This window comes from Microcoleus sp. AT9b-C3 (assembly GCF_036705485.1).
GTDB lineage: Bacteria > Cyanobacteriota > Cyanobacteriia > Cyanobacteriales > Microcoleaceae > Microcoleus.
This window is the reverse complement of sequence record NZ_JAUBUR010000005.1, coordinates 20,711-46,038: the sequence shown is the minus strand read 5'-3', so window position 1 is coordinate 46,038 and position 25,328 is coordinate 20,711. Positions and strand designations below refer to the sequence as shown.

Sequence of the window (25,328 nt, the reverse complement as noted above, 5' to 3'; positions counted from 1 at the left end):
GGGGTTTTTACCCAATTTGTTACCCAGTTGACAGATCGATCGCACAGGAATTCACTCGATGACAGAGATGGACTGGTCTTTGGACGGCTACGACTACGAACTTCCGCCCTCACGCATTGCCCAAAATCCCGTAGTGCCGAGGGACAGTTCTCGCTTGCTGGCTGTAGATTCTCCCAGCACCCAGCAACACCGGATTTTCCGGGATTTGCCAGATTTGCTGGAACCGGGAGACTTGCTGGTACTCAATAACACCCGCGTGCTGCCAGCGAGGCTCTACGGGCACAAACCCAACGGCCCGGCTGTAGAGATATTGTTGATGGAAGAACGGCAGCACAACTGTTGGCTGGCTTTGGTTAAACCCGGGAAACGCTTAAAGTTGGGCTCGCAAATTGAATTTGACCCGATCGCCCCTGCCTGTAAGGACTCGACCACAGCTCCTTGCTGTTGCGTTCCCGATGCCACGATGCCCGATCGTCGTCGCTTGACTGCAACAGTTATAGAGAGGGACGACGCCACAGGGGGGCGGCTGCTGGAGTTTGACATCCCCACAGATGAGAATCTGGTGAAGTTTTTGGACGAATACGGCCACATACCCCTGCCGCCCTACATCGACAATTCCCAAGCTTCAGCGGAACAGTACCAGACTGTTTATGCTGATCGGCTTGGGGCGGTGGCGGCCCCCACAGCAGGCCTGCACTTCACCGAAGAATTGTTCAGCCGCTTGGAACAGCGGGGAATCGAAAAAACTTTTGTCACCTTACACGTCGGAGTAGGGACGTTTCGCCCGGTGGAGGTGGCAGACGTGACGGCTCACAAAATGCACGGCGAATGGGTGGAAGTAACCCCCGCCACCGTCGAGAAAATCCGCGAAACTCAAGCTAGAGGCGGGCGGATCATTGCCGTGGGTACCACAGCAGTGCGAGCTTTAGAGGGAGCCGCGGCAGCGAGCGGCGATTTTTCCTTGCAACCTTTTTGTGGCGCGACCAATTTGTTTATTTACCCGGGTTACAAGTGGCGGGTTGTAGAGGGGATGATTACCAATTTTCACTTGCCCCGCTCTACTTTGATGATGATGGTAAGTGCGATGATTGGAAGGCCTCGGCTGTTGGATTTGTACCGAGAAGCGATCGAGCAAGAGTACCGCTTTTATTCCTTTGGCGATGCCATGCTGATTTTACCAACAGCAAAAAAGGATTGATCGATCGGGCATCGGGTTCGCCCCATGCCCGGTATTGGGTTTCTATTCTTCCTCCTCTTCTTCATTGCCGGGATACACGAAGCTGTTGGAACGTCCAGTCAGAACAGATTTGCCCAGAGACAGAGCTTTCTGAGCTGCCACTACAGCTTTGCGCTTCCATGTGGCCTTACGCATATTCTTCTTGGATTTGGAGGTTTTCTTCTTAGGGACTGCCATGACGCTAAATACTTTGTGCTTGCTTATATAGACAAACAAACATTCTAGCCGATTTTGTCGGCAATGCTTACTCAAAAAACGGCAATAACTGCTGGGCCAGCAATATCAAGTAGTAGGGTGCGTCAGCGATTAGCTTCTGGAAAAATAGACAAAATCCCCTACGTAACGCACCCGCACCAGCTAAAGTTCGTGAAAGTGGTAGATCACGACGCCAGTTACGGCATCGTTCTCGATACTCACATAACCCGTTTTGAGCATTGCCGTGAAAGCCTCTTCCACTTCGGCAAAAGTAGCCCCGGTTGCCATCACCCCTTGGGTGACAGATAATCTTCCGTTCTTGGTATAAGCTGCCTTCAGGAGTTTAACCCCTAACTGGTCTGGAGTTGGCTTGGGATATGTCGCGGCGATCGCCCCGCTGCTGGGATATAGCGGTATACCTTCGCGAGATACGCCGAGTTTGCCCCTGAGAGTGGCATTGCGTTCGTCCACCATGTTCGGCAGCAGCAGCAAGTCAAACAATTGCCCAAACCCAAACAAACCAAAGGTAAACAGCCACAGCAAACCCGTACCAATCTTGCCGTTGTAGAGGCGGTGGAGTCCGAATGGGCCGAAAAAACAAGCTGCCCATAAAAGGTAACTAACACCTAAATTGCTCATTTTCTGACCGTCCTGCCTGATTATTCTAAGAATTGGAGTCCCTTTATACATTTTGTACTTTCTATCTGCTGTTTAAACAGCTTGACATGGGAATTTATTTGTGTGGTAGCCTTATAAACTGACAAAAGGCAGAATTTGGTTTCCCAATACCTTGTGTCTGGAAGCCCATGAGTAATTTTGCGTAGCAATTCTTAACGCCAGCAACATATTTGCGCGGGCGAGAGCTTGGTAAACTGGAGGGCGTGGAAATTACAGCAGCTTAGACCAGGATTCCACTATGGTTTCTTGACGGAGCGCCAAAGCAAGCGCGCCGCCAGCGCTGGCCGGACATACACGAGCGCGATCGCCCGCAGTACCCGACAATGGAAACAAGCGAGTAGTTATAAGCAGAAATCCAATAAAAATATGGTAGATTCCCTCAAAAAACCCACTTTTGAAGAACTGCGGCCGGGAGTGAAAGCCCCAGCCAAAGAAACTATTCTCACGCCGAGATTTTACACAACAGATTTTGACGAGATGGCCAAAATGGACATCTCGGTAAATGAAGCCGAACTAGAAGCAATTATCCAAGAGTTCCGCGTTGACTACAACAAAAACCACTTCGTGCGGGATGAGGAGTTCGCTCAATCTTGGGATCACATTGACGGCGAAAAACGCCAGTTGTTCATTGAGTTTCTAGAACGTTCATGCACCGCTGAGTTTTCTGGGTTCTTGCTTTACAAAGAATTGGGACGCAGGCTCAAAGACAAAAATCCAGTGCTGGCCGAAGGTTTCAACCTGATGTCGCGGGACGAAGCGCGGCACGCCGGATTCCTCAACAAAGCCCTCTCGGACTTTAATTTGTCCCTGGATTTGGGTTTCTTGACAAAGAGCCGCAGTTACACATTCTTTAAGCCGAAGTTTATTTTCTACGCGACTTACTTGTCGGAAAAAATCGGTTATTGGCGCTACATCACGATTTATCAGCACTTAAAAGCCCATCCTGAAGACCAGATTTATCCGATTTTCCGATTCTTTGAAAATTGGTGCCAGGATGAAAACCGCCACGGAGATTTCTTCGATGCGGTGATGAGAGCTCAGCCTCAGATGTTGAACGATTGGCGCGCTAAGCTGTGGTGCCGTTTCTTCTTGCTGTCAGTGTTCGCGACAATGTATCTCAATGATATCCAGCGCGCCGGTTTTTATCGATCGCTCGGTCTAGATGCTCGCGAATACGACATCGAAGTCATCAAAAAGACCAACGAAACAGCAGGCCGCGTATTCCCCGTGATGCTGGACGTGAACAATCCAGAATTTTATGAACGGCTGGATGTTTGCCTCAAGAACAATCAGCAGTTGACTGCAATTGCTGCTTCTAATACTCCGAAATTCTTGCAATTCTTCCAAAAATTGCCTTTGTATTTGTCGAACGGCTGGCAGTTGTTGAAGCTGTACTTCATGAAGACAATTGAATCACCTTCAGTACAGGGCGCTGTGCGTTAAGTTTTGATTTCTCATCCTCTGTGACGGCGGTTCTGCGACAAGCGGAGCCGCTTTTTTTTGGTATCCAGATTCACCGCAAAAAGTTCTCGCCAGACTCAAGTCGGGCGCTACACACACAAAGTCCGCCTGCGCGGACTGAAGATGGAAAAAAACTCAGAGCAAATCCGGTTTTTAAGCATTATTTTATTGAGTCCGCGAAGGCGGACTTCGTTTGTGTAGTCGCGACTTACAGTCGCCCGGTATTGGAATTAATGCTGGTTTTCCCTAAAATTTATCGCCATTCCCCCTGAAGGTTAAAAGCCGCCCAATAATAGGGAGACTTCCACTTTTCCTGCTTCCACATTTCCAGTTGTGCCGCCCTCAATGCCGCCGCTGGCGTCAACCCTTTTTGTAGCATTCCCTGATAGAAACTCGACATTAACGTAGCCGTTCCTTCATCATCCACACTCCATAAACTCACCACCACTCGCTGAGCCCCAGCATACATAAATCCCCGCGTCAATCCTACCATGCCCTCGCCTTGAACAATCTGTCCCATGCCGGTTTGACAGGCACTTAAAACTACTAAATTTGCTGCTAATTTCAAATTAAAAATATCTGTCAGCCGCAGAAACCCATTTGAGGGATTACCTTTTTCATCTACTAGCGACAAGATGACTCCTGACAATTCCGGGTGAGTGCTATTAACTAAACCGTGAGTGGCAAAATGAATGATTTTATATTGGCTTAAATTTGAGCTGGTTGCTGTGGCGCGGCTGGCTTCAAAATCCAAAGATTCGGTGCGAAAATTCGCCGGGACTAAGGCTTGAATGATTTGAGCTTCTTGGCGAGTGAATTTTAAACGGTTAAACTGTGCGTTATTGTCGCCTCTGGAGCGACTTAAACCGGGATTTGCTGATTCTACCGCTTGCTGAGTGGTGGCTGAAGAAGAATTTTTAATTCGTTCGTCATTAGCGCTAAAAACTGGATCGGCGAGTATTGCTAAAGTCCGAGTAGGAGGTTGTCTGTCACTGTAGTTTTGTCTTAAGATTCCCAAGGTGGAAGCTGAAGGCAACAGCACGATTTCATGGTCTACTATTAAAGGCGGATTCCCATTTTCACCGGATTTTCCGGGGAGCGAAAGGGCAGCAAAGGGAAGATAATTCAAAACGCCATCGCCAACAATCAGCAGGCGCTTTTGAGCTAGTTGTGCTGCTGCGGGCTGTAAGATTATTTGACTGATAGCATCGTTGGCTTGGGCGACTTGATTGGGGCTGTTTCGGGAACTTGGAGCGGTGACAGCATCGCGGAATTTTTTGGCAGTTGTCTCGATTTCGGCAGCTTTGGGTAATTCATAACTGGTGATGCTGGTTTTGGTGACAGCCCAAAGATAACTGCGGTCATTTCCTAAAGAGTATTGAAGTAAAATTGTGTTGTCATCGAGGATTTGTTGTTGAATTTGTGAAACGGTTAGAGGTTGGGGTTGAGTGAGGGCGGCGTAACGGGGGCTAGTAGTGCGAATTTGGGCTTGAATGTCTTGATATTGAGCAAATAAAGTTTGTCGTTGCTGTTCTAATTCTGTTTCTTGCTGGGGAGTTTGATTGGTAGGGCTAAAAACTTCGATGCGCCGTTTTTCCAAGGCATCAAGTTGTTGTTGTAAAGAGCGTTCTTTTTGCAGTAATTCAGGGGAAACGCCTTCACGGATATTGGCATTAGCTTCTTGTAAGAGTTCGAGTAAGGTGCGAGCACGGGAACGTTCGCTGGCTTCAAAGGCTTTGGTATCATAACCAGATTTTGGATTTGTTTTGTGCAACTGCATTAACAAATCAATGTAGAACTGGTAATAGTTTTGTACAGTGGCAAAGTATGAGGTGCGGAGTTCTGGACTAGAAATTTTGGTGCGGAGGTCTTCAATAATTTTGAGAGCTGTTTCAATGTTCGTGAGGGCTTCAGTGAGATTACCTTGATCGTGTTTGGCAGCAGCAATATTAGAGAGTGTAACAGCTTCCCCAGAGCGATCTCCCACTGCCCCAAACAGAGGAAGGGACTGGCTGTAATACTCTAGTGCTTTCTGGTTATTTCCCAATTCCGAGTACACAGCGCCGATGCTGGCGAGGGTGACGGCTTCCCCCCTGCGATCGCCGACTGCCTGACTCAAGGGCAGGGACTGGCTGTAATACTCTAGCGCTTTCTGGTTTTTTCCTAATTCTGAGTAGATTAAGCCGATGTTGTTGAGGGTGTGAGCTTCCTGTGAGCGATCGCCGACTGCCCGACTCAGGGGAAGGGACTGGCTGTAATACTCTAGCGCTTTCTGCTTCTCTCTCAATTCTGAGTAGACTAAGCCGAGGTTGTTGAGGGTGGTAGCTTCCTGTGAGCGATCGCCGACTGCCCGACTCAGGGGAAGGGACTGGCTGTAATACTCTAGCGCTTTCTGCTTCTCTCCCAAGTCTGAGTAGACTCCGCCGATGTTGTTAAGGGTACGAGCTTCAAGAGTGCGATCGCTAAGTGCCTGAAACAGGGGAAGGGACTGGCTGTAATACTCTAGCGCTTTCTGGTTTTCTCCCAATGCTGAGTAAACTAAGCCGATGTTGGCGAGGGTGGCGGCTTCCCCAGACCGATCGCCCACTGCGCGACTTAGGGGAAGGGACTGGCTGTAATATTCTAGGGCTTTCTGTTTTTCTCCCAATGCTGAGTAAACTAGGCCGATATTGTTGAGGGTAGTAGCTTCCCCACGACGATCGCCCACCGCCCGAAACAGGGGAAGGGACTGGCTGTAATATTCTAGGGCTTTCTGTTTTTCTCCTAATACTGAGTAAACATTGCCCATACTGTTGAGGGTGGCAGCTTCCCCACGACGATTGTCCACTGCCTGAAATAGGGAAAGGGACTGGCTGTAATACTCTAGGGCTTTCTGCTTCTCTCCCAAATCTGAGTAAACTAGGCCGATATTGTTGAGGGTAGTAGCTTCCCCAGAGCGATCGCCCACCGCCCGAAACAGGGGAAGGGACTGCCTGTAATACTCCAGGGCTTTCTGATTTTCTCCCAAATCTGAGTAAACTAAGCCGATGTTGTTGAGGGTGACGGCTTCCCCCCTGCGATCGCCCACTGCGCGACTTAGGGGAAGGGACTGGCTGTAATATTCTAGGGCTTTCTGCTTTTCTCCCAAATCTGAGTAGATTTTGCCCAGAGCAAGGAGGCTAAATGCTTGCCCCTTATTATCCCCTGCTTCTCGATACTGTTTTAATGTTTCTTCAAACTTCGAGATCGCTTGTCTCTTCGATTCCGCGGTCCCTTGTTGATAGAGTTGTAGTCCTTCCCTCAATGCTTTTTCAGCCGCCGTCACTGCGTTTCCCCCTCCTTGCTGCGACACTCTTTGACTCAGTTGGGTTGTCATCGGTGCAGCCATGACAGGTTGACTTAGCAGAATACTCGCACCGATCTCTATACACCAACGTCCCAAAACCAAAAGCGCTAGATTCATAAGCACCCGCTCAAAAAAGACTTTGTTAACGCCTATCATAATCGAGTTACCTCTTTTGTCACTTTAGACAGATAAAAAGTTTTTCGCCTGGCGCTGTCTGGATTTTAACTCTTCTCAATAATGCGTAGTGCCACGAGGCGAAGGCCTCATAAATCAATATAATTATATTGAATAGATGCGGGTGTGACGGGTTGGGCGGGTGCGATGGCGGCGGACAAAATCACATTTACAACTTACCAAGGACTGCCAATCATTGTGTGACCCGACCAATAATAAGGATGGGATAAAATTTTACTATTCACCTCACCTAATTCTGGCGGCAATTCTAACTCTTTATTTAAGTTTGACAAAATTAAACGACCCTTATCTATGCGAACTTGACCTTTAATCATCGCAACTTGAGCCTGCCGCAAGGCTTCCGCTTTAATCGGCACGACTTTCAAAAAATGGTAAAATTCAGCCATTAACCCTAAAGTACCTTCATCGCTTTCGTACCAGATAGTTGCCAAAACTGACTTTACCCCCGCTTGCACAGCTAGGCCTGCAAAACCCAGTTCGAGGTCATTATTATCTCCCACCGCAGTTCTAGAAGAACTCAATACCAATAGCTCTAGTTTAGGTGCTTGATTCCACCCTAATTCAGCTATCCGATCGAGTGTTAGTTTAGTGTCCGATAGCTGAATAAAAGAAAGACTTAGTGATCCTGGTCGAAAGTCTGCGTGAGTGGCTAGGTGAATAATCCGATATGGCCTTTCCTTGCGCTGCAGTTGAAGATTTTTGAGGGTAAAAGATTCGTTGAGGAAGGAATTACCTCTCCATTCTGATGTGATATTAGAAAGCTCAAGTGGTACCGTGGGTAAAGGATTGTATTCGGCAAATTGTGAGGATCCCATTGCTAAAACTTCAGCATCTTTAACGCTTTGATAATTGGTATCGGTTAAGTTGACACTGGGAATGAGCCCGATGCTGTACTTTTCTACTAGAAATTGGGAGCCATCATGGAGGGCAGCTAAGGGGAGCGTTCGTAACCCCGCATCCATGCTAAAAACTAGCGTGTCGATACGTTGAGCTTTCAACTCCGCTTCCAATGGCGCAATTATCCATTGGTAAAGTTGCTGGGCTCGTGGTAAATAGCTCTGAGAATTGCGTTTTCTGGGGCTAGTGATTTCAGACCTGAAATTACTAACAACTTCCCTGAGAGCTTCGCGCCGGGCGGCGGGGATGCTTTTATTAATAGGGATGCCGCTAGGAGGGACGATGATAAGGTCTAATTGTTCAGGGCGGACTAAGGTGTAGATAATAGCGGGTTTCTTACCTGTCTGATTGAAGATTGCTGTGAGTTTTTGCTGTATGGCTGTAAAAGATTGCAAATCCCGCCTGACTTTTTGGTTGACATAAGACCCCACTTGTTCACTGTAATGGATATCAATAAAGAAACTCGCTTCAGGGATATCGCCTCTGTCGAGTAAGCGCCCTATATCCCTGGGGCTAACTGTAGTAATATCAGTCCCGTCCGCAGCAGGAATAATGGGTTGTGCCTTGACAACTGCTATATTCAAAACAGTTAAGATGCTCCCTAGTATTGCAACACTCTGTATAGAAAAAATGGCTAGTTTCATAAATTCATTCAAAAGAGATTACAGAAAATAAACTGCCATCCAATATACCATAATAGATATGGTGAGGTGCGGGTTAAGAGTGTGCAAGTTTGAAGTTGAGCGAGCACTACTTTCCGGTCTAGCAATCCTTGCAGGAGTCGTAATTTTTTGACCCCACCCCAACCCTCCCCTTATCAAGGGGAGGGAGTAAGAAATTCATAAATGATTTAGGATGGCTATATCGGAACGTCAAAAGCTTCGGCACATAAACATACCAACAATTATCGCCATTCCCCCTGAAGCGTAAAAGCCGCCCAATAATAAGGAGAACGCCACTCTTCCTGCTTCAACATTTCCAGTTGTGCCGCCCTCAATGCCGCCGCTGGCGTTAACCCTTTTTGCAGCATTGCCTGATAGAAACTCGACATTAACGTAGCAGTTCCTTCATCGTCCACACTCCACAAACTCACCACAACTCGCTGAGCCCCTGCATACATAAATCCCCGTGTCAATCCTACCATGCCCTCGCCTTGAACGATCGGCCCCATTCCGGTTTGACAGGCACTTAACACTACTAAATCTGCTGCTAACTTCAGATTGAAAATATCAGTTAGTCGCAGAAATCCGTTTAAGGGATTGCCCTTTTCATCTACCAGTGACAAGATGATTCCCGATAGTTCCGGGTTAGTGCTATTCGCTAAACCGTGAGTGGCAAAATGAATGATTTTATATTGGCTTAAGTTCTGACTGGTTGCTGCGGCACGGCTGGCTGCAAAATCCAAAGATTCGGTGCTAGAATTAGCTGGTACTAACGCTTGAATGATTTGAGCTTCTTGGCGAGTGAATTTTAAACGGCTCAACTGTATGTTATTGTCGCGGCTAGAGCGGCTTAAACCCAGATTTACTGATTCTATTGCTTGCAGATTGGTGGCGGTTGACGGGTTTTTGAATCGTTCATCTTCCGGGCTAAAAACTGGATCGGCTAGCATTGCTAAAGTCCGAGTTGGGGGTTGTCTGTCATTGTAGTTTTGTCTTAAGATTCCCAAGGTGGAAGCGGAAGGCAGCAGCACAATTTCATGATCTACAATTAAAGGCGAATTCCGATTTTTACCGGGTGTTTCGGGAAGCGAAAGGGCGGCAAAGGGGAGGTAATTGAGAATGCCATCGCCAACAATCAGCAGGCGTTTTTGAGCGAGTTGTGCTGCTACGGGCTGTAAAATAATTTGACTGAGCGTGTTGTTAGCTTCAGCAACTCGATCGGGAATGTTTCGGTAGCGCGGGTTAGTCACAGCATTGCGGAAATTGCGGGCGGCTTTTTCGATTTCGGCACGTTTGGGCAATTCATAACTGGTGATACTGGTTTTAGTCACAGCCCAGAGATAGCTACGATGTTTCCCTAAAGAATACTGGAGTAAAATGGTATTGTCATCGAGGATTTGTTGTTGAATTTGTGAAAGGGTTAAAGGTTGCGGTTGGGTGAGGGTGGCGTACCGGGGACTGGTGGAGCGGATTTGGGCTTGAATGTCCTGATATTGTCCTAGTAAAGTTTGCCGTTTTTGGTCTAATTCTACTTTTTCTGCGGGGGTATGATTGGGGCGGCTTAGAGTTTCGATTCGGCGTGTTTCTAAGGCATCGAGTTGCTGTTGTAAATTGCGTTCTTGCTGCAATAATTCGGGGGCGACACCTTGGCGAATATCGGCGCTTGCTTCTTGAAGAAGTTCGAGGAGGCTGCGGGCGCGGGAACTTTCGCTGGCTTCTAAGGCTTTGCGATCGTAACCAGAGTTGGGATTGGTTTTGTGCAGTTGCATTAACAGGTGAATGTAGAACTGGTAATAGTCTTGTACCGTGGCAAAGTATGATATGCGGAGCTCGTGGTTGGTAATTTTGGTGCGGAGGTTTTCGATGATTTTGATGGAGGTTTCAATGTCAGTGAGGGCTGCGATTAAATTGCCTCGATCGCCTTTGAGAATAGCCCTATTGTAGAGGGTGAGAGCTTCCCCAGGACGATCGCCCACAGTGCGAAACAGCGGCAGGGCTTGGTTGAAATATTCTTCTGCTTTCTCCAGTTTTCCCAATTCTGAGTAAGTATTACCTACATTGTTGAGGCTGTTGGCTTCTCCACGCCTATCGCCCGCTTTTTGTCTCAAATCGAGGGCTTGTTTGTAGTAGTCGAGGGCTGTTTGTTTTTCTCCCAAATCATAGTAGACTATGCCAATATTGGTGAGAGTAGTTGCTTCCTTAGCCCGATCGCCCACAGCGCGGAATAAGGGAAGGGCTTGGTTGAAATACTCTTTTGCTTTCTGTTTTTCTCCCAAATCGTTGTAGGCTAAGCCGATGTTGTTGAGTGTGGTGGCTTCCGCAGTGCGATCGCCCAAAGATGTATCGCTGTTTGCGGGTAGATTCGAGATGTTGCTGAGGTTGATACTTGCTTCAGGGCGATCGCCCATTTCCCGAATTAGGGAAAGGACTTGGTTATAGTAGTCGATGGCTTGCTGTTTCTCTCCCAAAGCATAGTAGACGGCGCCGATATTGTTGAGGATGACGGCTTGTTTAGGGCGATCGGCTACAGCCTGATTCCAAGAAAGGGCTTGCTTGTAGTAGTTCAGGGCTTGCTGTCTGTCTCCTAATCTATTAGTAATGAAGCCCATTTGATGCAGCGTGTAAGCTTCCCTCTCCCGATTTCTAAGCATTTGATAAAGTGAACGCGCTGCATCAAACTTTTGCAAGGCCTCCTGGTAAGATGCTGCTGTTTCGCGAGCGAATAGTCGCCTAGCTTCCTGAACCAATCGCTCGGCTTCATCTGTTTTTTGATTTAATCGTTGTTTGTTTTTCTGAATTAATCGATCGGCTTCCCCCTCCGGGATTTGATTTCTACTGAGATCGAGGGTTGTTAGATTTACCAATCCCGCTAAAGGTTTAGCATCTGCGATTTGATTGCTACTGAGGTCTAGGGCGGTCAGATTTGTCAATCCCTCTAAAGGTTTGACATCTGCGATTTGATTTGATGCCAGGAAAAGCAGTATCAGATTTGTTAATCCTGATACTGGTTTCACATCTACGATTTTATTGCCACTCAAATAAAGAAAGTTTAACTCAGTCATTCTCGATAAAGGTGTCACATCTACAATTTGATTAGATGCGAGCGACAGCCCTGTTAGATTAGTCAATCCCGCTAAAGGTTTTACATCTACGATTTGATTGGCTTCGAGGAAAAGCTCTGTCAAATTAGTCAGTCCCGATAAGGGTTTCACGTCTGAGATTTGATTGAAATTGAGGACGAGAAATCTCAGATTAGTCAGTCCCGATAAAGGTTGTACATCTGTTATTTTATTTAAACTGAGGTTGAGCTTTCTCAGATTGGTGAATTTTGATAATGGTTTGATATCGACTATTTGATTGCGAATTAGGGAAAGTTCTGTGAGATTAGTCAGGGTTTTTTGAGCGCGATCGCACTCTTGTGTTTTTGCTTTTGATAGCAACACCTCCACCGTATGTCTGGTTTCAGGGGGCAAATTCTCTTTGTTGGTACAGAAATCAGCAAAAGTTTCAAATGTCTGGGGATTTGGCGCGGCGGCAGATCCCATCAGGATAGTCGCACCTACAGCTAAGCCCCAACGCCCCCAAATCGAAAGTATGGGATTCATAAGCACTCGCTCAAAAAAGACATGATTAGCTGCTATCATAATCTATCGCACCTTGCGATGCACCCTTTTCCTTCCTGCTTGCCAATTAGATGGGGAGCATTTGGTGAAACAAGAGTCGCTACTGCTTCTCGCTGCACTCTCCAAGCATTATTAGAAACCGGGTTTAAGAAACCGGGTTTTTCCCAAAAACCCGGTTTCTCCTCAAAAATTCGGTTTCTGCACAAGTCCTATTTTACGTTACTCTCAACTCAGGAATTTTAAATTAGCGATCGCCCTCAAATTTAGTATCTATTATTGGCTGCTGTTTTATGAAAATCAAGAAAAAACAATTAAACCGAGCGAACGTTATTTTCTCCCTAGCAATGCTCGGTGTGTTCCTCTTTTCCTTAAGTCTACGCTTTTGGGAACTAGAGCGATTTAACACTTTAGTATTTGACGAGGTTTATTACGCTAAATTTGCCAACGATTATCTCACAAAAACTCCCTTTTTTAACGCTCACCCGCCTCTAAGCCAGTACATAATTGCGATCGGCATTTGGATCGGAACTCACCTTCCCTTCGGCAAAACCGCCGTCAACAGTATGGCCGGTTCCCTGCTTTCCCCTTGGGATTACCGCTGGCTAAATGCTCTCACAGGTTCCTTTATTCCGCTTGTTGTGGGAGCCCTAGCTTATCAGCTAGTTCCGCGTCGCACCTTTGCTTTTATTGCTGCTTTATTGATCGCCTGCGACGGTTTGTTTTTAGTTGAGTCTCGCTACGCGCTGAACAACATTTATCTGGTTTTATTTGGAATTTTAGGTCAGTTATTTATTTTAAAAGCCGTAGAAGCAGAAGGCAAAAAGCGCTGGCTTTGGCTGGTACTCGCCGGAATAGGTTTCGGCGCATCTGCGGCTATTAAATGGAACGGATTATGGTTCCTTTTCGGTACTTATCTAATTTTAATCTGTGCTTGGGCAGTACGTTTTATCCAGGGTAACAGAGGAAATGAAGAACAAAGCCGCGAGGTAGACTCGCCTTTAATTCCTGCCGAAAGTCCCGTACAAAAACTGACTAAACTCAATTTTATAGAACTCTGCTTGAGTCTAGCTATTATTCCTATTTTAGTTTACAGCATCTCTTGGATTCCTCACCTGCACTTTAATCCAACTCCCAATTTCTGGCAGATGCAAACGGAAATTTTGACTTATCACCAGCGGATTAAAAGCGGCCCAGATGTGCATCCTTACTGTTCCGCGTGGTACGGTTGGCCGTTGATGCTGCGCCCGATAGTTTACTTCTTCAAAAAAGCTAGCAGCAATGCCCAACCAGATCCGGTTTTGCCACCTTTACCTGAAGGTGCAACTGAGGTAATTTTTGACGTTCACGCGATGGGAAATCCATTGCTTTGGTGGCTGTCAACCTTAGCTTTACTGCTAGTAATAGGAGTTTTAGTTCACCGGGTTTTGGTGTGGGTGCAAACGCGCAGCGAGGCTTCTGTTGACACGATAGAACAGCAGCGGCCGATTTTGTTTCCGCCGACTGCCCAAATGTGGCTGGCGTTATATTTAATAGTTAATTGGGCCGCTAATTTGCTGCCTTGGATGAAGGTGACTCGCTGCATATTTTTGTACCATTATATGGGCTGTTCTGTGTTTGCAGCCTTAGCGCTTGCTTGGTGGGTTGACAGGTGGCTGCACAGCCCTCAAACTCGACTCCGAGGGATGGGGGTAACAATTATTTTTCTGGTTTTGGGTGCTTTTATTTTCTGGATGCCTATCTATTTGGGACTGCCTTTGTCTAAGTGGGAATTTGATATTCGGATGTGGCTTCCTTCTTGGGTTTAAGTTAGATAAGACTTACGCACAGACTTTACTTGTAGGGTGCGCAGTGCGCACCTTACGACTTCGAGCAAGTAGGTTACTTAACGGTGAGATAAGATAGCATTATTTTTGATACAGTGCTCGATAAACTGGTTCACCCCGTTTCAGAGTAGCAATTTCTCTTTCAGTAGCCACAGGCAGGGGATTTTCTGCTAGCCAGTGGTCGCCGTTTTGACGTTTAAAACTGGGGTGAGATGAAAAGCGATCGCACATTTCTCTTTCTACTTCCTCAATATCTGACTGAATAAAGACTTCGCCGCCAATTGCCAGATAAGTTGCCAATTCGTTGACTAATTCCTGCTGCACCACCCGGCGTTTGTGGTGCTTTTTCTTGAACCACGGATCGGGAAATTGAATGCTAACTCGCTGCAAAATACCTGCGGGTAAAGTTTCTAAAATTGGCTTTAGGGAACTATTCGCATTGCAAAACAAATAGTGCAAATTAGTCAAGCCTTTTTCGTCCCGCCAAAGATTCGCCTCCTCTACCAGTGGTTCCCGAATTTCTAATCCGAGAAAGTTCCAGTCAGTTTGGATTTGCGCCATGTGCCACAAAAACCTTCCTCTGCCGCAGCCGATATCTAAATGCAGCGGTAAATTTAAGTCGGCATAGATTTTAGTCCAATCCGGGGGACTTGCAGATGCTTGATATCTAATTGATAGGGGATTGACGTGTTCCCGCACTCTTACTCTTGCCAATTTTGCTGTCTCCTGAATGTAATTTTTAACCGCTGATGAAGGCAGATTAACGTGGATTAACGCAGATAAATATTGATTTTTGCGATGTTGTTCAATACTTTTTAATTAATGAGCCATCTTAAATTGTAGAAAGACAATTTTAAACTGCTCATTATTGCATTAGGCTTCTGGTTCAATGCCTGCTGCTCTTAATTGGGCGGCTAATCTTTCCGATCGTTCTCGTTCTTGTTCGGCTTGCTGTTGAGCGATATCCCTTTGCTGCCGTTCCCTTTGTACCATCTCTGCTCCCCACAATAACATTTCTCCGCTCTCATCCCACCAGCGCAACCAATATCCGGTTCTTTCAGCTTTTGTTCCCTGCCAAACCCCCAGAAATAACCCCACTCCTGCAATCCAAGAATGACCATTTAAATCTGGTTGTTGTACTTGATACTTGCCTGATGAATCCAACTGGTATATTTCTAGGAATCCACTGGCTGGTTCAAAAATAGCATATATTGGTACTCGCAATACTTGCTCGTAAAAAAACCATTTGCCGGGGGGATAAGTTTGTTTACTAGAATATTCATCGTTGGGACTAGCTGATAAAAATTCCATCACGAGCGCCGGAATTTCCCCTTCTAAGTTGGGAGTGTAACTGCGGCGAATTTCTTGACTAGAAAGCGGCTGGACGTTGCGGGCATAAAACCAATCTGGAGCTTTGATAACTAGCTTGCTGTCTACTGTCGCACAAATTCCCATGTTTGGGGCAACTAATATTCCTGTTACAATTAGCCCTGCGATTTCTAAGATTTCCCGCAAGGCTGCAGCGAGCAAGGGTTGGTCGATATATTCCACAGGTTCCTCGTCTAAAAGGAAGTCGTCTGGCAATTTTTTCCAGGTAATTTTTAAGTCGGCTGTACTGATTGTCATTGTATTTCACCTCTAAATGAGATTACTGGAGTGCAGTTTGCAATACTTCGCGGTGAAAGAGCGATCGCCCTACAATAAATTTTATCCTGTCTGACGATAAGGCGTCGCCGTTAGCATAGTGTTCGATCCAGGTTTTGCTGATTAAATAAGGATCGTCTGGCAATTCTGATAATAAGTATCCCGGCATTTCTAGCTCTTCCATTAACTGGCTGACTTTCGGATCGTAGCTGAGGGCAAAACAGCGGCATTCTTCCGATGCTGCCATAATTAAACTGTGGTAGCGCATCCCGATCGCCATTTCGACTCCCCGGAACACTCCTTTCAATTTTCTCGGATCGTCTAAACTGAGGATGCGGCTCGTTTTCGGCAGGGCGTCGTGCAAATGTTTCGCAATTTCTAAGTCGTGAGATGCTTGAAAAGGCAGCAGCAAAATTAAGGTGCGAGTTGCTTTTTGAAAGTCAACTAAAGCTTGAGTTAAGATTGACAAACGCGCCGGAGTTAGTGTAGAATGAGAACGCAAACAAACAGCAACTCTAGGTGCTGGCAAATCCCACAAACCCGACACGGGAGAATTCTCCAAAGCCCACACGGGATCGGGCGCTAAAGTAAAGGGAATTTGCCAATCTGCAAGTAAAGTAGCTGAGCCTTTATCCCGCACGCTGACGGCGGTGCATCCAGCAAAACAGCGCTGAGATAACTTGCGAGTCATTTCGCGCTTCAAAGGCCCAATTCCCTGGGCCCAGGCAACTGTTTTTAAGCCCATCCGCTGCGCTAATCCCATCAAACCCCCATAATAGAAAGGGCTCGCTATGCTAGTAGCGTCTTGGATTAAACTACCGCCACCCCAAATTAGCGCGTCGGAGGTGCGGAGTGCTTCGAGAACTTGGAACGCATTCATGCGATCGCGCGCAGCTACCCCGTACCGCTTATTTGTCTCGACAGGATTGCCAGACAGGACGATCGGCGTCACGCCATCTGGTAACATTTGCAGTAGCGATGCCAACAGCGCCTCGTCGCCGCCGTTGCCTTTACCGTAATAGCCGCACAAAATTGCTCGCATTTCTACTCTTTTCTTTGTTTGTGATGGAGAATCTAACGATTTTAGATTTTAGATTTTAGATTTTTTTGATATTTGAGATTTGATCCTACTACCAAAAAAATGCTACTGTCAGCAAGCTTCAAGGCTTTGCGTCATCAGTCAGCTCAAATCGCAAATCTAACAAAATCTCAAATCGCTAATCTAAAATTGTATGACCAGCCCAAAAACAGGTACAAGCCCCGACTTAAGTCGTGGATGCTCCTAAAATTTTAGACCAAAGCTCAAGCTCCAAGATTCATCTGTGGAGTAAATCTAAAATCTAAAATCTAAAATCTAAAATCGACTGACTCATCATACTTTAATATGACAATTGCCTAAGTCCCGATCGATAAATCTTTCATCTTCGTTCACAATACAAAAAATGCACGCTTTGTCAATTCCCACCTGGATTATTCACGTCTCTAGCGTCGTCGAGTGGATTGCCGCCATCTGGTTAATTTGGACTTACGGCGAAGTCACTCAAAACCGAGCTTGGTGGGCCCTTTCCGCCGGAATGCTGCCCGCTCTTGTCAGCGCTATGTGTGCCTGTACGTGGCACTATTTTGACAACTCTCCCGCCCTAGAATGGATCGTTACCCTGCAAGCGGCGATGACTCTCATCGGCAATTTTACTCTGTGGGCGGCGGCTTGGTGGATTTGGCGATCGGCTCAACCAGCAGAGAAAATTAAAGATTGAAAAAGAGGTAAATATTTTGAAAAAAATTACTATTTGGGTCAAATTAGGCGCGAGTTCGCTGTTGTTAACAGCCGGATTTTTACTTCCCAGCCAAGCCAGCAACACTTCCTTGGAACTCGCCCAACAGCCTAACTGCAAAAGTCCTCAAACTACACAGGATCAGAATGTGTGTTCCAGTCAAGAGTTTCAGGCAGCCGACAGAAAACTTAATCAAGTATATCAGCAACTTCAGCCGAAACTCAACAGCAAACAAAAGCAAAGATTGATAGTAGCACAGCGTAGTTGGCTCAAATTTAGAGATGAATCTTGCAATTATGAAATGGGGCAGTTTGAAGGTGGAACTTTGGCTGCTTCTACCTACGGTTATTGCAGAGCGAGGGTGACACAAGAACGAGTGAAAGACTTGGAGCGTTATTTGCAACAAGCAAGTTTGTAAAAGTTCGATCGCTCTTTAGGGAGGTGCACACTGCTAACCCTAGGATATGGAACTAGGTTTTTTTTGCACTTACCTACTTAGCGATCGAATTAGTAGCAATTAAACCTGCCTCAATTAACAAGCGATCGAGACTGTCAACCAGTCCATCAAGACAATGTAAAATTTGGCGATCGCCCGCAGGTAACGAAATAGAATTAGTTAGACTGTGAATTTGGCTATCCAAATTTTCAGGCAATTTTGAGCACAAAGCTGTTGCCCTTTCTACCAGGCGCTTTTCGCCCGGATGAGGTATAGAATTAATAGCAAAAACAATATCAAAATAACTGCCTAAAAAAGCGGCTGTTCGATGGATAATGCTTACTAAATCGCGGCGCAAAACAGCGGATTCTAGCTGGTGGCGAAATGAAAAAATCTGGTGGCGCAAAATCGGATAATTTTTGGCAATTATGGCTTGACGGAGTTGTTCGGGATAAGGTCGATCGACCTTGGCTTGAAATTGCTGAAACCAACCGTCTCTGTCATACAATGATACTGAGGTGAGAACGTTCCACCAAAAACAGGTTGAATAACCTACTGATGCTTGATGTTTGACCAGGACGCGATCGAGTTCTTCTTCGATCCATTCGGGCCTGCGGTACATAATATCTATACCGCAGCCAGTGTTAATATTTATCCACTCGTCGCCGGGTTCCCAAAATTGATTGTTGATGGCGATGCGATCGGAAAATTGTCTCGCTATCGCCTCCCGTATGTCAACAGGAATTTCCTCTTCAACATACACGTAAAAATCAAAATCCGACGACTCATCCGTAACTATAGTTGTTCGAGAACCTGCTAAAACTACCGCTACAACTTGAGGCAAACTGCTAAAATGCTCGCCAATAGTTTGAGCCAGTGGCGGAATTTCTTCGAGAGTTAGTTTATAATTGTGCAGCATTTAATTACCTTGTTTTGCACTTAAAAAAAATAACAGTAAATGCTTAACTATAGCACTCAATATTTTAACGCCTAACCTGGAACTCGTAACTCAACAATTGATAATTGTTAACAAATACGGCGGAGGCGAACTGATGCGCTGCGGCATCGTATCCCCTACCAAAATTATCTCAAAAGTAACATAAAAGTTTGTTTGTTTATTTTACACTTTGACACGCAGATAGTGTAGAATCTAAAATCTAAAATCTAAAATCTAAAATCCCTATGTCCTTCGTTGGTTTGCACATTCACAGCGATTATAGCTTACTAGATGGGGCTTCTCAGCTACAGCAGCTCGCAGAACGGGCGGTGGAATTGGGGATGCCCGCGATCGCCCTTACAGACCACGGGGTGATGTACGGCGCGATCGAGCTAATCAAAGTTTGCCGAAATAAAAATATTAAGCCAATTATTGGCAATGAAATGTATGTTGTCAACGGCGACATAGAAGTAAAAGTTCGAGGTAGAAGAAAATACCATCAAGTTGTTTTAGCTAAAAATACCCAAGGTTATAAAAACCTCGTCAAGCTAACCACAATTTCCCACTTAAAGGGAATGCCTGAAAAAGGTATTTTTGCTCGACCCTGCATCAACAAAGAACTGCTAAAACAATACTCCGAAGGTTTAATTGTTACCAGTGCTTGTTTGGGCGGCGAAGTTCCCCAAATGATTTTGCAAGGCAAGTTAGATGCTGCCCGCAAAGTTGCAAAAGAGTATCAAGAAGTATTTGGGGAAGATTACTATATAGAAATTCAAGACCACGGTTCCCAAGAAGACCGGATTGTTAATGTTGAAATAGTCAAAATTGCCCGCGAACTCAACATTAAAATAATTGCCACCAATGATTCTCACTATATTTCCTGCAACGACGTAGAAGCACACGATGCTTTGCTGTGCATTAATACCAATAAACTGATTGAAGAAGACAAGCGGATGCGCTACAGCGGCACTGAGTATCTTAAGTCTGCGGAGGAGATGGCGCAACTGTTTCGAGACCATTTGGATGATGAAACAATCAAAGAGGCGATCGCAAATACCCTAGAGGTCGCAAATAAAGTATCGAGATACGAGCTGACAGGAGAAGCTCGAATTCCCACAATCCCAATCCCTCCCGAACATACAGCCGATACTTATGTAGAAGAAATATCCTGGCAGGGACTCTTAGAACGCCTCAAAGCCCGCACCAGAAATGAAATCCCCCCCGTCTACAAACAAAGACTAGAATACGAACTGAAAATGCTTCAGCAGATGGGCTTTTCGGAATACTTTTTAGTAGTTTGGGACTACATAAAATATGCTAGAGATAACAATATTCCCGTAGGCCCAGGACGTGGTTCTGCCGCAGGCTCTCTAGTTGCCTACGTCCTCAAAATCACCAATATAGACCCCGTACACCACGGACTACTATTCGAGAGATTTCTCAATCCCGAACGCAAATCTATGCCTGATATTGATAGCGACTTCTGCATAGAAAGGCGGGACGACATGATTAAATACGTTACTGAAAAATATGGCAGCGACCGCGTAGCGCAAATTATTACTTTCAACAGAATGACATCAAAAGCTGTCTTGAAAGATGTTGCCAGAGTGTTAGGTATTCCCTACAAAAAAGCCGACGAAATGGCAAAATTAATTCCCGTTTCCAGGGGAAAACCGGAAAAACTTAAAGTGATGATTTCCGCTGACACACCGGCACAGGAATTTAAAGAAAACTATGAAAAGACAATTTGCATTAATGAAGAAACAGGGACAGAAGTCCCAGTTCGTCAGTGGATTGACATGGCAATTCGCATTGAAGGAACCAACAAAACCTATGGCGTTCACGCCGCAGGTGTAGTAATTTCTTCAGAGCCGTTGGATGAAATTGTACCGCTGCAAAAGAATAATGAGGGTGCTGTAATTACCCAATATTTCATGGAAGATTTGGAATTTTTGGGGCTGCTGAAAATGGACTTTTTGGGATTAAAAAATTTAACAACGCTCCAGAAAACAGTTGATTATATTAAGCACACCCAAAATCAAATAGTCGATCCAGAAATGCTGCCTTCTGATATAGAGCGCAGAGCTCAAGAGGCTTTTGCCAGAATCAAAAAGTTACCAAATGATGTAGATAAAACTTATAGACTTTTAGAAAGAGGAGATTTAGAAGGTATTTTTCAGTTAGAATCCTCTGGAATGCTGGATGTAGTGAAAAAACTCAAACCTTCCTGTCTCGATGATATTTCTTCTATTTTGGCACTTTACCGACCTGGCCCGCTGGATGCAGGTTTGATTCCTCAGTTTATTGACTGCAAGCACGGTAAAACAGTTGAGTACGATCATCCGCTATTAGAGCCGATTTTAAAAGAGACTTACGGAACGCTTTGTTTTCAAGAGCAAATTATGCGGATGGCTCAAGATTTGGCGGGCTATTCTTTGGGGCAAGCTGACTTGCTGCGGCGTGCAATGGGCAAGAAGAAAGCTGATGAAATGCAGAAGCAAAAAGAAACGTTTATCGACGGCGCAACTAAGAATGGAGTCAGTCAAAGAATTGCTGATAAACTGTTTGCGCAGATGCTGCAATTCGCGGAATATTGTTTTAATAAATCCCATTCAATGGCTTATGCCTATATCACGTATCAAACTGCCTATTTAAAGGCTAATTATCCTCTAGAATACATGGCTGCACTGCTGACTGCTAACAGGGGCGATCAGGATAAAGTACAGAAATATATTGCCAATTGTCTCAAGCTGGGTATTGAGGTTGAGCCGCCCGATATTAATAGCTCGGAACTTACTTTTACACCGCTTCCCAAACAGAGGACTGGAGCTGCAAAGGATAAAATTTTGTTTGGAATTTCTGCTGTTAAAAATGTGGGAGAAGCGGCGATTGAAAATATTTTGGCAGCGAGGCACGAAGGGGGTCAGTTTAAATCGCTGCCGGATTTGTGCGATCGCGTAAATCTCCATTCTGTGAACCGCCGCGCTCTAGAAGCATTAATTCAATGCGGTGCTTTTGATAAAATTGAAAACAACCGCAAGCAATTAGTAAACGACCTAGAAGGAGTGATGAAATGGGCGCAAGAGCGAAAAAGAGACCGAGAAAGCGGCCAAGGTAATCTCTTTGATTTGTTAGGTGCGAATAGCTTTGGTAAGTCGGTCAATACCTATGAGTCTGCACCTAAATCTAAATTGGTAAAAGATTTTGACCAACAGGAGAAATTGCGTTTAGAAAAAGAATTGCTGGGCTTTTATGTGTCAGAACATCCCCTAAAGTTTCTCATGCAAGTAAACGAAGACCCCGATGTTGTGACTCTCGAACAGTTAGCAGATAAAAAAGGGAAAGTATCAGTTATTGTCATGCTCAGCGCTATCAAAATGGTAGTGACCAAAAAAGGCGATTCGATGGCAATTTTGCAATTAGAAGATTTAACAGCTCAAATAAAAGCTGTGGTGTTCCCCAAGGCTTACGAACAAGTGAAGCCTTACATTGTAGAGAATGCGATCTTACATATTAGTGGAAAAATTGAGAAAGATGGGGAGGAAATTCAGATAATTGTAGACACTGCAAAGCCGGTTGAAACAGTACAGGTTGAAGAGGAAATCGAGAATGAGGAACCGGAAATAAATAACGATTGGCCGGCGGAACCAGTCAACACTGTACGATCGACAAAACCTGTCGAAGTTTTAGAAATGGTGATTGTCAAGCTGACACCGCAGCAAGTACAAGACGGCAAAAAACTCAATTCCCTCAAAGCTATTTTGCAAGAACTTTCCAATCGTGGAGAAGGTGCTAGCGTTTCGGTGGGCGGAATTGTTGTCGGTGAATATTCCTGTCAACCCCTTCGGATTAACCCTCAATTGTGGGTGCAAGATGGCGAGGGAACTGTTAGCCGTCTCAAGTCGGCTGGATTTGATGCTTGGGTTTTTCCTCTACACAATCGCGGGGATGCTGCGGTATTTCGAGAAATGCGATCGCAACTTAATGTACATTCTTGGGCCAGTCGCTTACTTGACACTAAAACCGATCGCCTTAACAAGTATGTCACTTATCTCGCCCAACTAAACAGACGCCCGCCAAATTAACACTTCGCCACCATCGCCACCGGTGACTAAAGTTTGACCGTCAGGACTAAAAGCCACCGGATTGCACCCAGCAAGAGAGCACAAACATTCTCCTGTTTCCAGATTCCAAAGTTTAACCGTACCGTCCCGACTGCCGCTAGCGATAGTTTCCCGATCTGGACTAATCGCCACCGAAATCACCGCATCTGAATGCCCCCTCAAAGTATTAATCAATTCCCCTGTATCGGCATTCCACAATTTAACAGTAGTGTCGGCACTTCCACTGACAATCGTCTTTCCATCTTGACTAAATGCGATCGCATAAACCCAATCTGAATGACCGACAAAAGTCCGTATACTCTCCCCAATACCTACAAGCCACATCTTGATAGTTGTGTCAGCACTGCCGCTGGCAAGCATCATACTTTGAGGGCGAAAACTAACAGATAAAACCTTGTCCGAATGTCCCGAAAGTTTTTGAACCAATTCTCCGTTGCGCTGGTTCCACAATTTAATACTCTTGTCGCCACTGGCACTCGCAATCGCTCCAGAGTCGCAACTAAAAGCCACCGAGTACACGGAGCCGTAGCGGTGACTGTACGGCGAACCAAAATCGCTATAAAATTCGCGAATCATCGCCTTTTTATCCAGCTTCCACTCAATAACTTTTCTGTCAAAACTGCCGCTAACTAGCATTCTCCCGTCTGGGCTGATTGCCACAGCATCAACCGTTGCGGAATGGCCGAAAAAAGTATGGATGAATTCACCTGTTTGCAGGTTCCACAGCTTAATTGTTTTATCGTCGCTGGCGCTCGCGAGAATATTACCTTGAGGATTAATAACCACAGCATTAACCGGGGCTGAATGACCTTGGATAATGCGATCGCACCGCCAGTTATTAGACGACAATAATCTCGGATTGCCAGCGGATGGCACAACATAAATATTCTGGGGCGGCGCGGCCGAGACGGCGGTTGCTGTATTTGGCTCCGAGTTAGTTACTGGCGAATTAATAGCGATTTTGGTTCGATAATTATAAGAGATTTGAGAGCGAGGATATTGCCCAAATTTTACTAAGTCTTGCAGCACTTCACCAGCAGATTGATATCGATCTTTTACCGAATCTTTGAGTAATTTATTCAAAATAGTTGCTAATTTTGAGCTGACTTTTATGCCTTTTTGCGCCAAGTGCGATCGCCAAATCCATTTGCATTCCAAAGCATCGAACAAATCCTTCAATACCGCCCCAGTTAGCAGGTGAATGCAGGTAACGCCCAAACTGTAAAGGTCGCTCGCTGGATAGGCCTTGCCGCTGCGAATTTGTTCGATTGGCGCATAGCCAGCAGTTCCAGTTATCGTTCCAGTTTGCGCCTCCGAAAGGCCGGTAATGTGCTTAGCAACTCCAAAATCAACTAGCACAAACTGACCCCCCCTGGCCTTCCCCTGTACAGCAGGAGATTCAGCGACAATTATCCCTTTCATGCCACCAGAAGATTGAGGTAAAGAAGCCCCTCCTTTTCCTTTACCAGGAGTTGAGGTGCTGTATCCCGCCGCCGCCCACAAGGTTTGGGGAGTTCTCCGCACAATATTTTCCGGCTTAATATCCCGATGAATCACCTGCTGTTCGTGAACAAATTGCAAAACAGGCAACAAATTGATCAACAATTCCCAAATCTGTTCCTCGCTAAAAGCTCCCCGCTGCTGCAACTCCTGAAACAAATTATTTCCCTCGATTAACTCTTCCACAAGATACAGACGTTTGGCTTGTTCAAAAGAAGCCAGCAAACTTGGAATCTGCGGGTGCTCTCCGAGTTCGTGCAACCGGTGAGCTTCTTGTTTGAACAGTGCAGTTGCCTTTTCTAATTCAGCTTTTTCTTGAACTTGGGGGAAAAATTGTTTGATGGCGCAGGGAGTTTTCAACCTATCTTCATCGACAGCTAAAAAAGTTCTGCCAAATGTTCCTTCACCGATAGGTTGAATTGCGCGGTAACGCTCTTTCAGTAGCAATTTAGAGCCGCACGCCAGACAAAAATTGGTTGAGTCAGCATTCTGCGGCTTTTGGCAATGGGGATTGAGGCAATAGCTCATCTTTTTTCCTGCCTGGAGATTCCCACCACAGCTAAACTTAGCAACATGGCAGTCTGTTTCCACTCACGCCCAGAGCACCATTCTCGACAATACCTGAGAAACTCGCTTTCTTAACCCAAAATCTCGGTTCTCAAGTTGAGCCCGTGGCAAGAAACCAAGGTGAGGACACTAGAAGTGCTTGATGTGAGTTTCCATATATTCTAATGCTTTCCTAAAATTTTGCAGGTTGGCGGATCGCAAACTGGTATGTTAACTGTTAACTGTTAACTACGGCTATTCTGGAGCATT

General features: G+C 45.6%; 16 protein-coding genes. 6 read left to right on the top strand and 10 right to left on the bottom strand.

The genetic code is table 11. The features are described from left to right. Positions 1 to 58 precede the first annotated feature (58 nt). Complete coding sequence (queA, locus tag QUB77_RS06515; RefSeq protein ID WP_333174788.1) at positions 59 to 1,198, top strand: tRNA preQ1(34) S-adenosylmethionine ribosyltransferase-isomerase QueA; 1,140 nt, start codon at positions 59 to 61, stop codon at positions 1,196 to 1,198. A 42-nt stretch (positions 1,199 to 1,240) separates the two neighbouring features. Here queA and rpmF read toward each other — a convergent pair whose 3' ends face one another. Together rpmF and QUB77_RS06505 are read right to left on the bottom strand one after the other, a co-directional pair. Next, positions 1,241 to 1,414 (bottom strand): 50S ribosomal protein L32, encoded by a 174-nt coding sequence (rpmF, locus tag QUB77_RS06510; RefSeq protein WP_006632406.1) that lies wholly within the window; start codon positions 1,412 to 1,414, stop codon positions 1,241 to 1,243. Between the two features lie 180 nt (positions 1,415 to 1,594). After that, positions 1,595 to 2,071 (bottom strand): TM2 domain-containing protein, encoded by a 477-nt coding sequence (locus QUB77_RS06505; protein ID WP_333174791.1) that lies wholly within the window; start codon positions 2,069 to 2,071, stop codon positions 1,595 to 1,597. A 405-nt stretch (positions 2,072 to 2,476) separates the two neighbouring features. Here QUB77_RS06505 and acsF point away from each other — a divergent pair, with 405 nt between their 5' ends. Then, positions 2,477 to 3,553 carry a magnesium-protoporphyrin IX monomethyl ester (oxidative) cyclase gene (gene acsF, locus QUB77_RS06500; protein ID WP_333174860.1) on the top strand — a complete coding sequence of 359 codons (1,077 nt, stop codon included), beginning with the start codon at positions 2,477 to 2,479 and terminating at the stop codon, positions 3,551 to 3,553. A 271-nt stretch (positions 3,554 to 3,824) separates the two neighbouring features. Here the strand turns inward: acsF and QUB77_RS06495 are convergent, their stop codons facing one another. From QUB77_RS06495 to QUB77_RS06485, 3 genes are all read right to left on the bottom strand, one after another. Continuing rightward, positions 3,825 to 7,013, bottom strand: coding sequence for a tetratricopeptide repeat protein (locus tag QUB77_RS06495; protein ID WP_333322868.1), 3,189 nt, complete (start codon positions 7,011 to 7,013; stop codon positions 3,825 to 3,827). Positions 7,014 to 7,246: 233 nt separating this feature from the next. Next, the gene (locus QUB77_RS06490) at positions 7,247 to 8,632 is read right to left on the bottom strand and encodes a CHAT domain-containing protein (RefSeq protein WP_333174799.1); all 1,386 of its coding nucleotides are present in this window, start codon (positions 8,630 to 8,632) and stop codon (positions 7,247 to 7,249) included. A gap of 260 nt (positions 8,633 to 8,892) precedes the next feature. Next, positions 8,893 to 12,255, bottom strand: coding sequence for a CHAT domain-containing protein (locus tag QUB77_RS06485; protein ID WP_333322866.1), 3,363 nt, complete (start codon positions 12,253 to 12,255; stop codon positions 8,893 to 8,895). A 308-nt stretch (positions 12,256 to 12,563) separates the two neighbouring features. Between QUB77_RS06485 and QUB77_RS06480 the strand changes: the two genes are divergently transcribed. Next, positions 12,564 to 14,078 (top strand): phospholipid carrier-dependent glycosyltransferase, encoded by a 1,515-nt coding sequence (locus QUB77_RS06480; protein WP_333322864.1) that lies wholly within the window; start codon positions 12,564 to 12,566, stop codon positions 14,076 to 14,078. 99 nt (positions 14,079 to 14,177) lie between these two features. Here QUB77_RS06480 and trmB read toward each other — a convergent pair whose 3' ends face one another. The 3 genes from trmB to csaB form a co-directional block, all read right to left on the bottom strand. Beyond that, the gene (gene trmB, locus QUB77_RS06475) at positions 14,178 to 14,810 is read right to left on the bottom strand and encodes a tRNA (guanosine(46)-N7)-methyltransferase TrmB (RefSeq protein ID WP_333174808.1); all 633 of its coding nucleotides are present in this window, start codon (positions 14,808 to 14,810) and stop codon (positions 14,178 to 14,180) included. A 159-nt stretch (positions 14,811 to 14,969) separates the two neighbouring features. Beyond that, positions 14,970 to 15,722: a Uma2 family endonuclease gene (locus QUB77_RS06470; protein ID WP_333322862.1), complete on the bottom strand. Its 753-nt coding sequence runs from the start codon at positions 15,720 to 15,722 to the stop codon at positions 14,970 to 14,972. 22 nt (positions 15,723 to 15,744) lie between these two features. Continuing rightward, complete coding sequence (gene csaB / locus QUB77_RS06465; RefSeq protein ID WP_333322860.1) at positions 15,745 to 16,782, bottom strand: polysaccharide pyruvyl transferase CsaB; 1,038 nt, start codon at positions 16,780 to 16,782, stop codon at positions 15,745 to 15,747. Between the two features lie 400 nt (positions 16,783 to 17,182). On the opposite strand from csaB, the gene QUB77_RS06460 reads away from it, so the two are divergent. Then, positions 17,183 to 17,497 (top strand): DUF2499 domain-containing protein, encoded by a 315-nt coding sequence (locus QUB77_RS06460; protein ID WP_332990381.1) that lies wholly within the window; start codon positions 17,183 to 17,185, stop codon positions 17,495 to 17,497. 16 nt (positions 17,498 to 17,513) lie between these two features. Continuing rightward, complete coding sequence (locus QUB77_RS06455) at positions 17,514 to 17,933, top strand: lysozyme inhibitor LprI family protein (RefSeq protein ID WP_333174815.1); 420 nt, start codon at positions 17,514 to 17,516, stop codon at positions 17,931 to 17,933. Positions 17,934 to 18,006: 73 nt separating this feature from the next. Here QUB77_RS06455 and QUB77_RS06450 read toward each other — a convergent pair whose 3' ends face one another. Continuing rightward, the gene (locus QUB77_RS06450; RefSeq protein ID WP_333322858.1) at positions 18,007 to 18,870 is read right to left on the bottom strand and encodes a DUF4037 domain-containing protein; all 864 of its coding nucleotides are present in this window, start codon (positions 18,868 to 18,870) and stop codon (positions 18,007 to 18,009) included. Between the two features lie 263 nt (positions 18,871 to 19,133). Here QUB77_RS06450 and QUB77_RS06445 point away from each other — a divergent pair, with 263 nt between their 5' ends. Then, positions 19,134 to 22,973, top strand: coding sequence for a DNA polymerase III subunit alpha (locus QUB77_RS06445; RefSeq protein ID WP_333322856.1), 3,840 nt, complete (start codon positions 19,134 to 19,136; stop codon positions 22,971 to 22,973). On the opposite strand, the gene QUB77_RS06440 is transcribed toward QUB77_RS06445, so the two are convergent. Beyond that, positions 22,950 to 25,040 (bottom strand): serine/threonine-protein kinase, encoded by a 2,091-nt coding sequence (locus QUB77_RS06440; RefSeq protein ID WP_333322854.1) that lies wholly within the window; start codon positions 25,038 to 25,040, stop codon positions 22,950 to 22,952. The two genes, QUB77_RS06445 and QUB77_RS06440, sit on opposite strands and share 24 nt — an antisense overlap. Positions 25,041 to 25,328 lie beyond the last annotated feature (288 nt).

Excerpts from the sequence above, each read along its gene's own strand:
- queA (WP_333174788.1), top strand. The coding sequence starts at position 59 with ATGACAGAGATGGACTGGTCTTTGGACGGCTACGACTACGAACTTCCG.
- rpmF (WP_006632406.1), bottom strand. The coding sequence starts at position 1,414 with ATGGCAGTCCCTAAGAAGAAAACCTCCAAATCCAAGAAGAATATGCGT.
- QUB77_RS06505 (WP_333174791.1), bottom strand. The coding sequence starts at position 2,071 with ATGAGCAATTTAGGTGTTAGTTACCTTTTATGGGCAGCTTGTTTTTTC.
- acsF (WP_333174860.1), top strand. The coding sequence starts at position 2,477 with ATGGTAGATTCCCTCAAAAAACCCACTTTTGAAGAACTGCGGCCGGGA.
- QUB77_RS06495 (WP_333322868.1), bottom strand. The coding sequence starts at position 7,013 with ATGAATCTAGCGCTTTTGGTTTTGGGACGTTGGTGTATAGAGATCGGT.
- QUB77_RS06490 (WP_333174799.1), bottom strand. The coding sequence starts at position 8,632 with ATGAAACTAGCCATTTTTTCTATACAGAGTGTTGCAATACTAGGGAGC.
- QUB77_RS06485 (WP_333322866.1), bottom strand. The coding sequence starts at position 12,255 with ATGAATCCCATACTTTCGATTTGGGGGCGTTGGGGCTTAGCTGTAGGT.
- QUB77_RS06480 (WP_333322864.1), top strand. The coding sequence starts at position 12,564 with ATGAAAATCAAGAAAAAACAATTAAACCGAGCGAACGTTATTTTCTCC.
- QUB77_RS06470 (WP_333322862.1), bottom strand. The coding sequence starts at position 15,722 with ATGACAATCAGTACAGCCGACTTAAAAATTACCTGGAAAAAATTGCCA.
- csaB (WP_333322860.1), bottom strand. The coding sequence starts at position 16,782 with ATGCGAGCAATTTTGTGCGGCTATTACGGTAAAGGCAACGGCGGCGAC.
- QUB77_RS06460 (WP_332990381.1), top strand. The coding sequence starts at position 17,183 with ATGCACGCTTTGTCAATTCCCACCTGGATTATTCACGTCTCTAGCGTC.
- QUB77_RS06450 (WP_333322858.1), bottom strand. The coding sequence starts at position 18,870 with ATGCTGCACAATTATAAACTAACTCTCGAAGAAATTCCGCCACTGGCT.
- QUB77_RS06445 (WP_333322856.1), top strand. The coding sequence starts at position 19,134 with ATGTCCTTCGTTGGTTTGCACATTCACAGCGATTATAGCTTACTAGAT.
- QUB77_RS06440 (WP_333322854.1), bottom strand. The coding sequence starts at position 25,040 with ATGAGCTATTGCCTCAATCCCCATTGCCAAAAGCCGCAGAATGCTGAC.